Source organism: Mesorhizobium kamtschaticum (assembly GCF_056174585.1).
In genome coordinates, this window is sequence record NZ_JBWBWI020000002.1 from 572,460 (window position 1) to 587,626 (window position 15,167).

Genomic DNA, 15,167 nt, shown 5'->3' on the forward strand with positions numbered 1-15,167 from the left:
GCGGCGGCTTTCCGTCTGCGTCCAGATCAGCAGAGGGATAATATCTGGGTTCCATCGTGTCTTCGCGGCGGCAGAGCCAAGCCTCGTCTCAATCGGATTTAGGCAGAGAGTTGCTGCTGGGCAAAGCGAAACCTTGGCGCCGGAGCCGTGCTTCAGTTCTCCTTTGGCACCACCGTGCCAGATTCTGGCCGGGCGGTTTAAAACACCCACAGAAATCGCGCACCGATCCCTCGCGGTCGACCTGTTCTTCCTTTTTGAATAGTTAGGACCGACACAGGGCAGTTCGCGAGATAGCTGCGTCTCGGCGCTACGCCCTTCAGCTAGCCCGCCTTAGCCCTTTGCGCCTTCTCGACCGCGGGTCTCAAATGGGCAAGTGCTGCGCATGACTCCCTCATAAGCGGATCGTACGAGACAGATCTCGGCGCCCCCTTCAAGAATTCGTCGCGCATGTCGACCGCAACGGCTGCCTATCATCGCCTCGTTGCTCCCTCCGCCGTCTTTTCCCGTCGAGGCCTCATCGATCGTATTGCCGTACCATCTGTGTTGATGCCGTAGCCTTGCCGAAAGCTCCATGCCATACGGATGTTGGCGCAGGCGTCCGCCAGGTCGGGCTTCAGCTCCAAGGAAGCACCTACCCCATCCGAATACCGCGTGGCAGGGACGCGCATGACGGCCGTGCCGATATACTGCCCGGACAAAGCGATGGCTTGATCAAGGTGTGGTTGTCCGGGGGGAACCAGCATGACCCGATTGCCGGATCAAAGGTAATGGCAAGCGGATCGGGCTCAATGAACTCGCGACGATCTCCGGCGCCAAACCTGGATCGCCGTGCGGCTGAATAGGGCAGCGTAGAGCATAGGTAGCTCATAATCAAGGTTTGAGACAGGAGCGGCAGCCGACGAGCCGCGCCAGGCGATCGTGCTGGAGTTCTGGATGGTACGCTGGCGGTGTCAGCGGTCCACCAGCCATGCCGGCGGGGATGACGGCGTGGGCAATGCAGTTGACGATGAGTTGCTCGTCTTAAACCAAGACGTCGCGTCCAACCAAGTTCACGATGAGCCTCACTGCTTGAGTCTTCCGCAATGCCCAACGAGCTCGCGCAGGAGACCGATCAGGCGTTACCCACTCGTTGTCGGATTTCCGACGATGTCGGACATGAGACACAGCGCCATCAGCGTGATCGCATTGCTCTGAAACGATTTTCCCAGTTGGCACGACAGATGCAACCCTATGCGCAAAAGCACTGCGACGCCCCACCGACTGAGAAGAACCCACCTGATGATTACGCTTTTCGAACATGCGGTCGCCGCCGCGAACACTGAGCGTTCCCGAGCCCACGAAAGCCATTGCGCCTTCATTCCTCTGGTTATCCCGACATGACCGAATTCGATTTCCGCCCCACACTGAACGCTCCCGACGATGATCCCTACCTTTGGCTCGAAGATGTGGAAGGCGAACGGGCACTTGCTTGGGCCGCCAGCCAGTCGGCAAGGACCCTGGAGCACTTCGGTGGAACGCGGTTCGAGCGCGACCGCGCGACCCTGGCAGCGATTTTCGACCGTCCCGACAAGATTCCCCTGATCACGCGCCGCGGTCAGTACCTCTACAATTTCTGGCAAGATGCCGGAAATCCGCGCGGACTGTGGCGCCGGACCACCCTTGCCGCCTACATGACGGCGGATCCCCAGTGGGAGCTACTGCTCGATCTGGATGCCCTCGCCGCGAGAGACGGAGAGGACTGGATCTGGGGCGGCGCGTCGATCGAGCCGGAGAAACGGGAAAGAGCCGTTCTGCGCCTGTCGCGCGGCGGCAGCGATGCGGTCGTGCATCGCGAATTCGATCTAGGGACTCTGAGCTTAGTCACCGACGGTTTCAATCTCCCGGATGCCAAGGGCGGCATTGATTGGCTCGACCCTGACACGCTTCTGCTTTCCAGTGCGATTGGTGATGGCATGGCCACCCGCTCCGGCTACGCGCGCACCGTGCGGTTGTGGAAGCGTGGCGCTGATGCCCTCGCCGCGCCGGTAATCTTCGAGACCGGTTCCGAAACCCTCGGCGTGTCTGGCCATCTGGACCGCACCACCGAGAGCGAACGCCTTTGGTTTATCGAAAAGCCGGCCTACTTCGAGAAGATAGTCCGCATTGGCGATAGAAGCGGGCCGAAGGTTGAGATCGACCTTCCTCGGGACGCCTGGTGGAATGGCTTCGATGACTGGCTGGCGGTAAAGCCGCGCAAACCCTGGACGGTTGGTGGGACTACCTATGCCGCCGACGCGCTGATCGGCATCTCGCTTTCCTCTTTCATGGCCGGCGAGCGCGGATTTAGTACCCTGTTTGAACCAGCCGAAAGGCGTTCCTTGCAGTCATTCTTCTGGAATGAGGGGAAACTCGTCAGCTCCTACTTCAGCAACCTCGTTCCGCGATTCGAGATGTTCACCCCCGGTCCCCAGGAATGGACGCGCCGAACCCTGGACACTGTGCCCGGCGCGAACAATGTCCAACTCTGGTCACTCGACGCAGAAGGTCACGAAACCAATGGAGAGGTCTTGGTCTGGGCTCAGGATCCGATCACGCCGCCGCAGCTTTCCCTATTCGATCTCAATGCCGCGCCGCCTCTCAGCGCTTCACTAATCCTGAAGCGCAACCCGGAGAATTTCGACGCATCCGCACTGGTGGTCACGCGCCACGAGGCGGTCTCGATCGATGGTGAGATGATCCCCTATACGCAGGTCGGTCCGGCGGACGGGAACGGCGATGCCCCGGTTCATCTCACCGCCTATGGCGGGTTCGGCATGTCGCTCCTGCCCTCCTACAACTCCGCGCTGGGCAAGCTGTGGCTCGAACGCGGCGGCACGTGCGTGGTGGCGAACATCCGTGGGGGCGGCGAGTTCGGCACCCGTTGGCACGACGCCGGGCGCAGACAGGGCAAGCGTCTCGCCCATGACGATTTCGCCGCCGTTGCGGCCGACCTCGTGCGAAGGGGCATTACGCGGCCGAGCCGGATTGCCGCCGAGGGCGGCTCAAATGGCGGCCTCCTGATCGCCAACATGCTTACCCGCTATCCTGAGCACTTCGGCGCGCTGTTCTGCACAGTTCCGCTTGTCGACATGCGCCGCTACACCAAGCTCCTGGCGGGCGCGAACTGGATCGACGAATATGGCGATCCTGACAAGCCGGCCGATTGGGCTTTCCTGAAGGAAATCTCCGCCTATCACGCCGCAACGCCGGGACAGCCTTATCCGCCTGTCCTGCTCGCCACGACGAAGCGCGACGACCGCGTCCACCCGGGCCATGCGCGCAAGATGGCTGCAAAGCTGCAGGCTCTTGGCTATCCCGCTTACTTCTACGAGCTCAGCGCGGGCGGGCACGGCTACGGCAAGGACAATCGCGAGCGGGCCGCATTCATCAGTCTTGGCACCAACTTTCTACGCAGCATGATCGGCTGGCAAGCCGATCGCATTCGATAGGTAGGCGCAATCCAGGCAAAGGCAACGTTTCAAATAAAGTGAGCACAGGTCGATGATTGCGGGAGCGCGCAAATAATGTCGTAACAGTCTCATGCAAAACGAGCGTGAGACGCAGTCAATATAACTCAATCCGCGGAGGTTCTTAGTAGTGCAGTGCATCATTTCTGAAGGTAAAGGAGAGAATACCATGGTGAGAAAGCGAATGGGCGGGGCGCGGGGAGTAACGGCGGCCTTCCTCATGATGGTGGGACAGCAGGCCATCGCGGCGGAGCCTCCAGTAGCCGCAAGCGTCCCGCAGGCAGGAGCCTCGGTCACGGAATGGCCAAGCCCTTGGCAGATCCGCCTGCGTGGGTTGGGGGTCATCACTAAGGATTCCGGCTACGTCAATGCGGTGCCCGGCTCCGGTCTTTCCTATTCGGACACCGTGATCCCGGAACTCGATATCTCGTATTTCTTCACGGACAACATCGCCGCCGAGCTTATCCTCGGCACCACCTATGCCGACATCGCGGGCCAAGGAACGATCAGCGGGCTGGGCAACATCGGCAAGGTTTGGCTGCTGCCGCCCACGCTCACATTGCAGTATCATTTTACCGACTTCGGCGCTTTGAAGCCCTATGTCGGTGCCGGCGTAAACTACACGGTCTTCTATAACCAGCATGCCGGCAGTGCCGATGCTCTCAAGGTTAAGAACACGTTCGGCACCACGCTGCAGGTCGGGTTCGACTACATGGTGGATCAGCACTGGGGCGTCAACTTCGACGTGAAGAAGCTTTTCCTGAAGCCAGACTTCGACGTCACCGTGGCCGGGGCGAAACTGACGGGCAAGGCCGAGCTCGATCCATGGTTGATAGGCGCAGGTGTCACTTACCGCTTCTGATACGGAAGGCGAAGGTGGCTCTCCGACAGCCGATCTGACAGTAAGGGCGCCTCGTGCGCCCTTTTGCCGTCGGCCCGCCGGTCCACTTTTGTCAACCAGCCGTCCACCCAGGTTGTCCGAGCTGTCGGATATGCGACCTATGCCTGCACCAGCACAACATGGGATGTGGAGGCCCCGGACACGCAGCTCAGCCATGACTACACGCCACCGGCTGAGAATAACCCCGACCAGAGGAGTGTCTCGCCGGACGGCAAATGGATCGCCTCTATCGATTGCAGGATGTTGCGCTGAGCCGGGACGGATCCGAGGGCAATTACTACGTCTTTTCGACACTGAGCTGGTCGCCGGACTCGCGCCACCTCGCGGCTTACCGCGTTCGCCCCGGCTACAAGCGGGAGATCCCCTACCTCAATTCGTCGACGGACCAGTTGCAGCGCGAATATTCAACGATGGTCTATCCAAGCCGGGCATGTCCTTCCGCTGCCCCAGTCGGACCTGTTCGACATTGCCAGCCAGCGCCAGGTCGCGATTGACAACGCCCTGTTCTCGAACCCTTTCGAAGTTTCCTCTCTCCAATGGTGGGAGGAAGGCCGCGGCTTCACTTTCGAATATAACCAGCGCGGGCATCAGCTCTATAGGCTCGTCGAGGTAGACGCCGCCACTGCCGCGCGCGCTGCCTGATCGATGAAACCAGTGAGACCTCCGTCGATTACCGGCCGCTGGCGGCGGGATCAGGAAGGTACCGGAAAAACCTTTCGTCACGATGTCGATGACGGGAAGGAGATCATCTGGGTGTCCGAGCGCGACGGGCACGAGCACCTGTACCTGTTCGATGGACGGACGGGCGCGCTCAAGAGCCAGATCACCCGAGGTGAGTACGTGGTCCGGGGGGTAAACCATGTCGATTCGGTCAGGCGCCGGCCTTGGCCGCAACCGCGGCGGACATCATTCCTTGGATGCCACCGCCAATGACCAAGAGTCGACGAGTCATATCCCGCTGCCCATTTCTTCGCCTGCGGTGTCGCACCAGCTCTCGAGGGAGGTACGACTGATGAATCCAGGATGCTCGGGGTTCGCGTATGGCGAGCGCCCAAGAAGGCTGTTGAGGATGCGACGTGCGCGCCAGGCCAGCAGCCTAAGATTCGGATCGGCCAGCCCGCGCTGGCCGAGGTTCGCGTTCTGTACGAAGATGCGTCTGTCACGCGGTCCGTCCCAGGACACCGAAAAGTCCTCGCCAATAACCATCTCTTTGTCGATCTGTTCCAGCCGGTCCGCGATCGGTTCCAAGAAGCCTGGCACCGCGTTCTCGTAACCGGTGGCCAGGATGACGATGTCGGCCGTGACTTCTTCGATATCGTCAATGCCGCGCTGCAGGGTCAGCCTGTGACCCGCGCCAGCGTTGATGCAGCGCGAGACGTTGCAACCCGGCCGCAGTGCGATGTCGCATTGGTTTGGCTCGAGAAATTCGTGGCGGTACAGCGCCTGATACACAGCGCGCAGCGTGCTTTCCGAAATGCCGTCCGAGGCAAGCACAAAACGCCGAAGGAAGAGCTTGCGCTGCGACTCGCTCATCGCCGCGAAACGATCCGAAAAGCAGGGCATGAACAACTCGTTTGTGAACGGGCTGTTGTCGATGGGCAGGTAGTTTTCGCGCTGTGAGACCCAAGTGATCGAGGCAGGCCGCTGTTCGTTCGGCCGGCTGACAAGATGCAACAGCACCTCGGCTCCCGACTGTCCCCCGCCAACCACGCAGACATCCTTTTTCCGCACTTCTGGATGGATGTGCAGTACATCAGATGAGTGGAACAGGTTGGCCCCAGTCCAGCCCTGAAACTGAGGCGGAATTTGCGCCTGCTTGCCAATGCCGACCACCACGTTTCTGGCGCCAAGAACCGCGTCGTCCGTCCGCACCCGAAACTCGCCGTCAAAGCGGATTTCGCGCACCGTCTCTCCGCCGCGGACAAGCGGATTTTTTTGGAAAGCCCAGTTCAGGTACTGCTCGAACTCAGCTCTGAGCACGGCCTCGAACTGTGCGTTCAGGAAGTGGTACAGACGCCCGTTCTCGTGCAGGTAGTTTACGAAAGTGTAGGCCGATCGCGGATTCACCAGCGTGACCAGATCCTTGAAGTGGCTCTGGAGCTCCGAGGTATCGAATGCGCTGCCTGGATGCCAGCGGAAGTCGACTTGCCGATCCAGGAACAGTGCCCCTTGCCCGATTTCCTCGTGTAACTGACACGCAAGGCTCAAATTAGACGGGCCAGCACCGACCCCAATGCAAGAGTGCTCCACTTGTCTTGCTCCTATAGCGTTTCCCAATAAGGGATGTTCGCGGCAAGTATCGGCCATAGCTGTTGGGCTTACCCTCCAGCAGGGATTCTCGACCTTGGTGCCGCTGGATTTGCAGCAGCTTGTCCTCGCGTTCGTGTTGTCGGGTGTGAAGCCCGTGGATCCAGCCAAGTGATAAGATCAACAACTCATGCCGGCGACATGTCGCGCTTGGGCGGATTGTCGTATGTCCGCCACGTCGCCGTCAGCGACATGCTTCCAAGCCTCCCGTATCTAATCGGCGCAGTCGCCCGCCTTGGCCATGATGCGCCGACCTTCGACCGGCTTGGTGACCGTCAAGGCTGCGGTGTTGAATGCAGCGACAGTATTTTTCGATGAGGCTGATCATAGGAGGACATCCGCTGGGGCGTTCTGAATGTCCCCTGCATCGAACGTGCCAGAAGGAAATTATGTCAAACCAACGGGCAGCAGGTTCGTGATCGGGTCGGGTATCTGCTCACGGCAGACTCAGACCAAGTTGCAACGGCCAAAATGTTTAGAGAACGATTCCCCGATAAGCAGATCATTAGTGTTGCCCGCCGGGCCGATCTCACAGCAAAAGTGATTTTGCCTCACGTTCACGATATTCGGTCAATCGAGAAAGCGACTATTGAAGCCTGCCAGTTTGAGGGTTCGGTCATAATCGTGAACGGTGAAAGGGTGGGTAAACGACCAGCTGAATATGCGCCGCCCGAAACCGCAGCGTTGTGCAGACTGTTGCGGATGGAATGCTGGACGAGACAATTAGAGCGTTACTGCATAGGACCAGTGACGCGTCAGACGCGATAAAAAGTTCCAAAGGGCAAGGCCGTTCTCCTGGTTGGAAGTGATGCGGGTCGGCAGCTCTCGCCGACTCGCACTTAAGTTGCAAAGCTCGTGCCATTTGCTTAGCTTTGCTGGATGGAACCGCAACAGAGCCGACTCAACCGAGGCCTAGAATGAAGCGCCGATTAGGTGAATGGATAGGCCGCGCGTTCAACGGGTAGAGTGAGGTAAATCGCTCGATGTCTGCGGGGTCGACGTCGACCGGCTCCATTGCCACCATCCACTCGACGTTTTCGGTGCATGGCGGTGTCGTCAATGACCCCTCGTAGGTCCAGTAGCCAAGCGACGCCGGCAGGAGCCCGTTGGGATCGACCTCGTCGACCGCGATCTCCTCGCCTGACTTTCCGGGAAAGGCCGCGGCAAGGCCGGCAAAGCTGACATTTGTCGCGCCCGGCCTCAAAAAGACGCCCAGCACACCCAGACCACCGCTCTGTGTGTCCTTATGAACGAAATGCGCTTCCATCGGGAAGGTCTTGCCCGCCATCTGGTGTTCGCTCGGCGCATGAAAATGGAACTGTACCAGTTCGTAGACACGATCCCCGCGAGTCAGCGTGCTGCCTTCCGGCATATTGATTTGGATGGTGTGGCCGTTGTTCACCATCTTGCCGCCGCCTTTTCCCCAACCGATGGCGATATGTGGAATCTCGGCCTTGACTGCGCTCTTGATATTGATCGGTGATTGCTGCGTGCCTGCCGAGCAGGCGAAATTTTTCTTGTCCAAATCGGCCCAGTGCTCCGGTCCGTCCGGGCCTGTATATCCCCAATGAGTGCTGGCCGCATGCGCGGCTTGAACGCAAACCGGGCATGCTCCGAGGGCGACGAACCCTTTAATCAGATTACGACGATGCATATTGTTTTTGCTCCTTAATGCGAACTGATGTTTCCGATTGCGGCTGTCCTAGCAGGCCGCTCGCCAATAGGGCGACGCATGTGGTCAAGTGCGGGGCGACGCCTGGCGCAAGCCTTGGCTTCCGTCCATGAAGCAGACTGGCGGCTTCGACCCCGCAACCGCGCTGATTTAGGCTAACCGATTACAGATTGACATTGAGCAGACCTGAACGTGGCGGCACACCAATAACTCGCGGCGGTACCCCATCTAGGGTTGCGTACAATCTTGCGAATTTTTCTCGCTATTCGCGGTGGCAGAGGCAAAAGTGCTTCGACATTCGATCGTGGAACTGGAACACAGCGCCCACGGCAGCCGTCACCAGCGTAGGGGACTTTTTCGCCGGGATCGTAGAACTTCTCATTCTCCTCACAGAAACTACGCGGTTTGTCGCGGCCGTTGTCACGGGAGAGTGCGTCCCAGCCTTGTTCGCGACCGATTGATCCTTGCCCTCGCAAGCCAAGGTGGCTCATCGCCTCGACTAACGTCGTTCCAGACATTGCCCTTGAAATCCAAGAGCACGTCGTGACCCTCGCTGCCGACGGTTTCGGAACTTGAGCTAACCGAATACCCATTGTTATCCCAAATACTACTTGTGATACGGCCCACCAAAACCAAGCGCCTTCATATATTTCTCAGCGGAGCTTTGGAAAATCGATTGGTTGGATGGGGCACATTTACGGGATGGATATCTTGATGTCGCGTTCGCCTTTCTGCTTACCAATGCCGCGGCAGCGGCGGATGAGCAGCGAGGATCCGGCGGATGCGGAGGCGAAGATGGGTTTCGGTGTTCTGCAGCACCCCGCGCTGGTCTCTTTGGAGCATGTGATGATCTAGTCACCCCGACGATGGCGCGTGTTATACGGCGAACAAAAAAAGGCGACGGGCGGCGGCGGGCACGGACGCCGCCGACCAGCTGCGTTCCTGCGCGTCGGTGGCATGCCTGGCGACATAAACAGGTCGGGGTCCATCGCTACTTCGAACCCAACATGGTCTGAAACCGGTCTGGTCGCCATCTGGTTTATCTCGGAGGTCAGTGTTCATGCACCGGATTGAGATCACACAGTCGGTCACCAGTAGGTTGTACAGTCCCGCCGGAGGCGGCTGTTGCGGAGGCAGTCCACCCGCCACAAGCGCGGATGAGATCGGTCGCGAATTCAAGCAGCTTGGGCCCTCCGCGACGCACGGCCGACAGGCAGAATTATCGAAGCAAGTTGCGTGCCGGACTTGCGCCGATGATGCTGCACCACTTCTCCGTGCGCGCGGCCCGGCCAGGTCACGATTTCGTCGGGCTTTCGACATTCTCGTCCAGTCTCAGACACAACATGGTTTGCTGGTAGATACCTCACCTCACCCCACCTCAGTCGCGCAAACGGACCGACCTGCCCTGAACGAACGCGGCAGCCACCTGAGCCAGAGCGGAAGTTGTGACCGCCTGACAGTACGCGCCCGTTGTGCGACGTTCGGGGTGTGATTGGACGCCCACCGTAAACTGCCTGTCTTGCGAGCCCGCGGATTTCCGAGCTTTACGACATAGCCGATCGATACCACTTCGATCCAGGGAACGCTGATACGGTGACCTGGTCGAGCTCAGTACCTTTGCTGAGGGGCGAGTAAACGACTAAAGGCGCGCCCCGCTACTGCTCGCGCCGAACGGTTGCCTGCGAAGCAGTGAACCCCTGCTTCAAGTCAAATGGCATGGCGCTTGCGATGTAGTCCCTAGAAGGCATCCAGCACATATGAAAGCCACGAACGAACCATGGCCTATACGCGAAGCTGCATGCAAGCGCCTGAGGAAACTATGCCCATTCCGGCTATACATCGAAGTATCATCCCTTCCAGACCTCCGTGCTCGGTAGCTGTCTTGCGCATGGCTGTTCTGGGACCGACGCGCCAATTCATGGCGCTCCCCCAATTGCTGGCCGGTCCTGATCAATGTGTGAGTGTCAAAGAACTCCCAAAAAGGGATGCCCAAGCTGACGTCGGCGCGTCACTGCCAACCACCTTCGGTACTCCGAAATCGGGGCTCTCTCGCAACCCAACAGTTGGCGCGTCACAGCCCTATTTCGTAACTGACCCTTCTAATCACCACGCCTGTTTCCTCGATGACGAGCAGCGGGTCGTCGATGTCCCCTTCAGGCGATCGCCGCAAAAGGCTGTCGGCGCCGCCCGAAGCCACCAAGATCACCTATGTCGACGTCGTTCGGGTGATGAAGACCAGAAGCCAAGATGCTCCCATCCCACGAGAATCAAAGCGGGTCGGGAACCGCAAGGCCTTATCTGGTGCCTGGGGCGCCGAGGCCGACAAATGTCGGCACGCCCAGAAGGCGTGCACAAGTTTTCATTTAAAGGAGCGAGCTGATGACCGTCCACAAGAGGGTTCCCTTCGTTACCTTTCTCACGCGTGTGCGCGATGAGTCAGTTCAGGGGCCCAATCCATATCGCTGGGAAGAAAAGACATCCGACGACTACTTTGCCGGCAAGCGCGTCATCCTGTTCTCGCTACCTGGCGCCTTCACGCCGACCTGCTCGACCTACCAACTGCCCAAATTCGAAGCCCTCTATGACGAGTTTGAGAAGGAGGGAATTGAAGCCATCTACTGCCTTTCCGTCAACGATGCCTTCGTCATGAATGCGTGGGGGAAATCCTTGGGCCTGCAGAAGGTACGGCTCATCCCGGATGGATCGGGCGAGTTTACGCGCAAAATGGGCATGCTGGTTGCCAAGGACAATCTCGGCTTCGGTATGCGCTCTTGGCGCTACGCCGCCCTTATCAACAATGGCGTGGTGGAGCAGTGGTTTGAGGAGGATGGTTTCTCCGACAACTGCGAGGCCGACCCCTATGGCGTATCATCCCCGCAGAACGTTCTTGAAACCCTCAAGGCTGCCGCATGACCTAGCAGCGTCAAAGCCTCGCAGATCCCATTGGCCACCGCCAGAGCAACGCTCGACAGGAGTCGCGCCCACCATGCAATCCTCAGCAAGCCTTCTTCAACGTCAGAAGCAATCTATGATTGCGTCGCCTCAACTGATTGAGTCGATCCGATTGCTGCAACTGGCGCATACCGAGCTGCATCAGTACGTGGGGCAGGAAATCGCAAAGAACCCGCTTTTGGAATTGGCGCCAAGCGAGGAAGGGCCGTCTGGAGATGATTGGTCGATTCCGGAAGAGGTTCCCGACATCGGCGTACGTGAAAAGGACTTTGACAAGCCGATCAGTGCCGAGGCCCCGGAAAGGTTCATGCAATCGAAATCGACCGGCAACTCGACCGGCAACACAGCCAACGCCCCGCCGGGCGCGGGCAATGCAGTCGACAATTTTTCCGTCTCCGCCGAAACATTGCACGACCACGTCGCGCGTCAGATCGCCCTCACTGCGTTCACATCGCAGGAGAGGCTGATTGCTGGCCAGCTTGCCACTCATTTGGAAGATACTGGCTATCTTCAGGTAAGCCTTGTGGAACTGGCCAGCAGCCTAAACGTCCGGGCGGACGATGTGGAACGGGTGCTCGGAATCTTGCAGCACTTTGATCCACCGGGACTTTTTGCGCGAACGCTCAGCGAATGCCTTGAGATCCAGTTGCGCCAGCGAGACCGGTTCGACCCGGCGATGGCAGCGTTGGTTGCCAACCTTGAGATGCTTGCGAGACGCGATTTTCAGGCATTGAAGCAGCATTGCGGCGTCGATGAAGAAGACCTTCTCGACATGTTGCATGAAATCCGTGCTCTCGACCCCAAGCCTGGAAATCAGTTCCACACCGGAGGGCCGGAATGCGTCATGCCCGAAGTCTTGGTCATGCCCTCGCCTGGCGGTGGGTGGCACATCGAACTTGATCCGAACACGCTACCCAAGCTGCTGATCAACCATACCTACTTCGCCGAAGTCTCGCGCGCGGCCGTCCAAAATTCGAAAGATCAAGCATTTCTCCACGAATGCTTGCAAAACGCGAACTGGTTAATCCGCAGCCTCGATCAGCGCGCCAACACGATTCTTAAGGTTGCGACTGAAATCGTGCGCCAGCAGGAGGCCTTTTTGGAACATGGCGTCTCCCACCTGAAGCCTCTCAATCTCAGGACTGTCGCTGAAGCGATCAACGTGCACGAGTCGACGGTAAGCCGGGTGACATCCAACAAGTACATGCTTACCCCACGCGGTGTTTTCGAGCTGAAGTACTTTTTCACTGTCGCGATCGCCTCCTGCGAAGGCGGCGACGCGCACTCCGCCGAAGCTGTGCGTCATCGGATCAAAGCGATAGTCGCCGGAGAATCGCTTGCTGACGTGCTTTCCGACGATGATATCGCTGCCCGGCTCAAGGAAACCGGCATCGATGTTGCACGCCGCACCGTCACAAAATATCGCGAAGCGATGAACATCCCCTCCTCTGTGCAACGGCGACGGGAAAAGCGCTTATGGCTAGAGGGCGATCAAGGCTCCGCGGCCTAGCAGCGCTGACGAAAGCGGCGCTTAATCCAAAGCGATCCCGTTCTTGATGTGTGCGAGGCGGCTTTCGCCTTGCTCGGGGCCGAAGCAGCTTTCGAAATCATTGCATTCCCGGCAAGTGGGCGCGGTGCATAGCGAAAAACCTTCGGCCTCGCAGAGTTTGCGGTAGAAGAACTTCTTCCATTTCATGTTTTGGGTGTTGCCGGCTGCCAAGGTCGGAAAATGCGTGGAAAGCAGGCGGCTGAGCTCGGCCCGATTGAGAAGGCCAAGATCCTGCCAGAGATGGTTGTTGCGCATGGCACGCCGGGCGACGATCTTAGCGAAGCAGGCGCTCGCCGGGTCGCCCGGCCGGGCATGCGCCAGCAGCAGGCTGTGCAGAAGTTCTTCTTCCATTTCCGGCTTGGGGTCGCATAGCTCGTCCAAGGCGAAGGCGTTCATCGCGGTAGCGGGGAAACTGTGGGTCAGCACGTCGCGCAGCTCTGCGCGCGAAAGGCCAGTCGACTCCGTCGCCGTCGCCTCGCCGGCCTCGACCTCCTCGAGCGCACACGAAAGCACACAGGCAAGCACATGCTGATCGAACCCACTCTTCAACTCGATCCGCGGCCATTGGCGGGCGCAGAGCCAACTATAGTGATGAGCGAACATGGTGCCGTTCTCCTGGTCGTCTGCCGCGACCTTGTCGGCCGCAACATGCGTCTGGCAGTTCTTTGGGTAAACGCGGGCTCCGCAGCCAATGCAGCGGCCGGCCTGGTCGACGAGCATGATCATGCGGTTGAGCTCGGCGTCGAGGTGTTCGCCCTCGCCGGCACGGAGGGATCACTCGCTGATCGACGCTATGGAGGTGCACCGCCCGCGCGAGCAGACCTTGAAGCAGCGGCCGAAGCCGATGCAGGTCGTGCCGTCGAGAGTGGTCAGATATCGCGGCACCCATCTGGAGGCGTCGCGGGTGACGAAAGCGCTCATCGGGAGTTCCCCAATGCATGGAGCTTTCTTGCAGCTGCTGAGCGCCCGGGGTACCGCGGGCATGCGGAAGCTGCATCCTCACTATGCGAGCGGCGTAGTGACACCGCTTCCGGGCCGCAGACCGGAGCCACAGCGATGGATAGCCTGGCAAGGCACTGGTTTGACTGATCTTCGACATAGGTTGCCCCAAACCCCATCACGACAAGCGACCTGGAGATTCCGTCCTACCTTGTGCGCGCGCTTCTGCCCTTTCGAGACGACAAGCAGATGAGGTGGAAGCTCAAGCCGTTGCGGATTTCAAACCCTCACCTGAGGGAGGGACTTGTTGACCGCCGGGATGATCTTGTCTCCCCAGAGCTCGATCTGGCGCAGCATTGTCTTTTGGTCGAAATCCCCCAATTGGGTCTGAATTGCGATCTGGTCCGGTTTCAGGATATCCATCTCTTCCAGTAGGCGATCAATCACGCGATTCACGCTGCCGATCGGCAGGTTCTCGCGCATAGTCTCCAATGACAGATCCTGCTGCGTCGGCGTTTCCTGCAGCAAATAGCCGTCCAGGCTCTGCTGGCGGCGCTGATGCAGTGCTTCAGACAGCCGGCGCTGGAAGCGGGCATTGTCGAGATAGCTGTTTATCTCTGCCTGGTCGTCGCTGGCATAGCAGCAACGCAGCAGCGATATCTTGGCGTCCGTGACATTCTTACCTTCGGAAGCCGCCGCCTCCTCGATCGATTCGCGCAGCGTGCTCAAAGTCTCTAAGCCGTTGTGGAATGCTGTGACAAAGAAATTGTGTCCCTCGCGATAGGCCCGGCTCATGCGCGGGGGACCGCCGGCGATCCAGATCGGCGGGGTCGGCTTCTGGACGGTGGGCACCGAAATCGCCGTCGGGGGTATCTTCTCATACCGGCCATCGTGCTCGAAGATATTTTGGTTGAGGCCCTTCAGAAGGATGTCCAGATATTCAGAAAAGATGGCCGGCGCCTCATCGATGTTGACGCCAAAGCGTTCGAACTCGAATTGCTGGTATCCCACGCCGACTCCGAGCTCGAGACGGCCGTTCGCCACGACGTCGGCGAAGCCGATCTCGGAAAGCAGTCGCTGCGGGTGATAGAGCGGCAACACGCAGACGGCAGTGCCGAGGCGAATGGTGCTTGTCAGGCCGGCGCAGTGCGCCACCATCATCAAGGGCGACGGAACAAGGCTGTAATTGTTGAAGTGGTGCTCGGCGAACCAGGCGGTGTTGAAGCCAGCCTGCTCCGAAAGAACGGCTTGTTCGATTGAGTTGCGGATGACGCTGTCGGAAGATTGATGATAGCCGCGCTGGGCGGCCAGGATGAAGGTTGCGAATTCCATGGTCTTTCATGTCTCCAGAGGGAATTGGTA

10 protein-coding genes and 2 pseudogenes are annotated in these 15,167 nt (G+C 59.1%); 6 read left to right on the forward strand and 6 right to left on the reverse strand.

Annotated features, from left to right (window positions below; genetic code table 11):
* Positions 1 to 470: 470 nt before the first annotated feature.
* Positions 471 to 743, reverse strand: coding sequence for a lysozyme family protein (locus AC0V7N_RS38495; RefSeq protein ID WP_183455267.1), 273 nt, complete (start codon positions 741 to 743; stop codon positions 471 to 473).
* A gap of 633 nt (positions 744 to 1,376) precedes the next feature.
* Between AC0V7N_RS38495 and AC0V7N_RS38500 the strand changes: the two genes are divergently transcribed.
* The 3 genes and pseudogenes from AC0V7N_RS38500 to AC0V7N_RS38510 form a co-directional block, all read left to right on the forward strand.
* On the forward strand, positions 1,377 to 3,467 hold the full coding sequence (locus tag AC0V7N_RS38500; protein ID WP_496628157.1) for a prolyl oligopeptidase family serine peptidase: 2,091 nt from the start codon (positions 1,377 to 1,379) through the stop codon (positions 3,465 to 3,467).
* Positions 3,468 to 3,654: 187 nt separating this feature from the next.
* Complete coding sequence (locus AC0V7N_RS38505) at positions 3,655 to 4,347, forward strand: OmpW family outer membrane protein (protein WP_496628158.1); 693 nt, start codon at positions 3,655 to 3,657, stop codon at positions 4,345 to 4,347.
* 132 nt (positions 4,348 to 4,479) lie between these two features.
* Positions 4,480 to 5,274 (forward strand): annotated as a pseudogene (locus AC0V7N_RS38510) (DPP IV N-terminal domain-containing protein); the annotation flags it as partial.
* A gap of 60 nt (positions 5,275 to 5,334) precedes the next feature.
* On the opposite strand, the gene AC0V7N_RS38515 reads toward AC0V7N_RS38510, so the two are convergent.
* Both AC0V7N_RS38515 and AC0V7N_RS38520 read right to left on the reverse strand, forming a co-directional pair.
* Positions 5,335 to 6,636 carry a SidA/IucD/PvdA family monooxygenase gene (locus tag AC0V7N_RS38515; protein ID WP_496628159.1) on the reverse strand — a complete coding sequence of 434 codons (1,302 nt, stop codon included), beginning with the start codon at positions 6,634 to 6,636 and terminating at the stop codon, positions 5,335 to 5,337.
* A 958-nt stretch (positions 6,637 to 7,594) separates the two neighbouring features.
* The gene (locus AC0V7N_RS38520; RefSeq protein WP_258581040.1) at positions 7,595 to 8,347 is read right to left on the reverse strand and encodes a carbonic anhydrase; all 753 of its coding nucleotides are present in this window, start codon (positions 8,345 to 8,347) and stop codon (positions 7,595 to 7,597) included.
* 732 nt (positions 8,348 to 9,079) lie between these two features.
* Here AC0V7N_RS38520 and AC0V7N_RS38525 point away from each other — a divergent pair.
* The 3 genes from AC0V7N_RS38525 (at position 9,080) to rpoN (ending at position 12,827) form a co-directional block, all read left to right on the forward strand.
* Positions 9,080 to 9,220: a hypothetical protein gene (locus tag AC0V7N_RS38525; protein ID WP_258581041.1), complete on the forward strand. Its 141-nt coding sequence runs from the start codon at positions 9,080 to 9,082 to the stop codon at positions 9,218 to 9,220.
* 1,524 nt (positions 9,221 to 10,744) lie between these two features.
* Complete coding sequence (locus AC0V7N_RS38530; protein WP_183455271.1) at positions 10,745 to 11,278, forward strand: peroxiredoxin; 534 nt, start codon at positions 10,745 to 10,747, stop codon at positions 11,276 to 11,278.
* Positions 11,279 to 11,351: 73 nt separating this feature from the next.
* Complete coding sequence (gene rpoN / locus AC0V7N_RS38535) at positions 11,352 to 12,827, forward strand: RNA polymerase factor sigma-54 (RefSeq protein WP_258581043.1); 1,476 nt, start codon at positions 11,352 to 11,354, stop codon at positions 12,825 to 12,827.
* 21 nt (positions 12,828 to 12,848) lie between these two features.
* Here rpoN and AC0V7N_RS38540 read toward each other — a convergent pair whose 3' ends face one another.
* The 3 genes and pseudogenes from AC0V7N_RS38540 to AC0V7N_RS38550 all read right to left on the reverse strand — a co-directional run bounded on the left by AC0V7N_RS38540 (position 12,849) and on the right by AC0V7N_RS38550 (position 15,137).
* Complete coding sequence (locus tag AC0V7N_RS38540; RefSeq protein WP_258581233.1) at positions 12,849 to 13,469, reverse strand: nitrogen fixation protein NifQ; 621 nt, start codon at positions 13,467 to 13,469, stop codon at positions 12,849 to 12,851.
* 21 nt (positions 13,470 to 13,490) lie between these two features.
* Positions 13,491 to 13,787: pseudogene (gene fdxB, locus AC0V7N_RS38545) on the reverse strand (ferredoxin III, nif-specific); the annotation flags it as partial.
* Between the two features lie 297 nt (positions 13,788 to 14,084).
* Complete coding sequence (locus AC0V7N_RS38550; protein WP_496628160.1) at positions 14,085 to 15,137, reverse strand: LLM class flavin-dependent oxidoreductase; 1,053 nt, start codon at positions 15,135 to 15,137, stop codon at positions 14,085 to 14,087.
* Between the last annotated feature and the right edge of the window lie 30 nt (positions 15,138 to 15,167).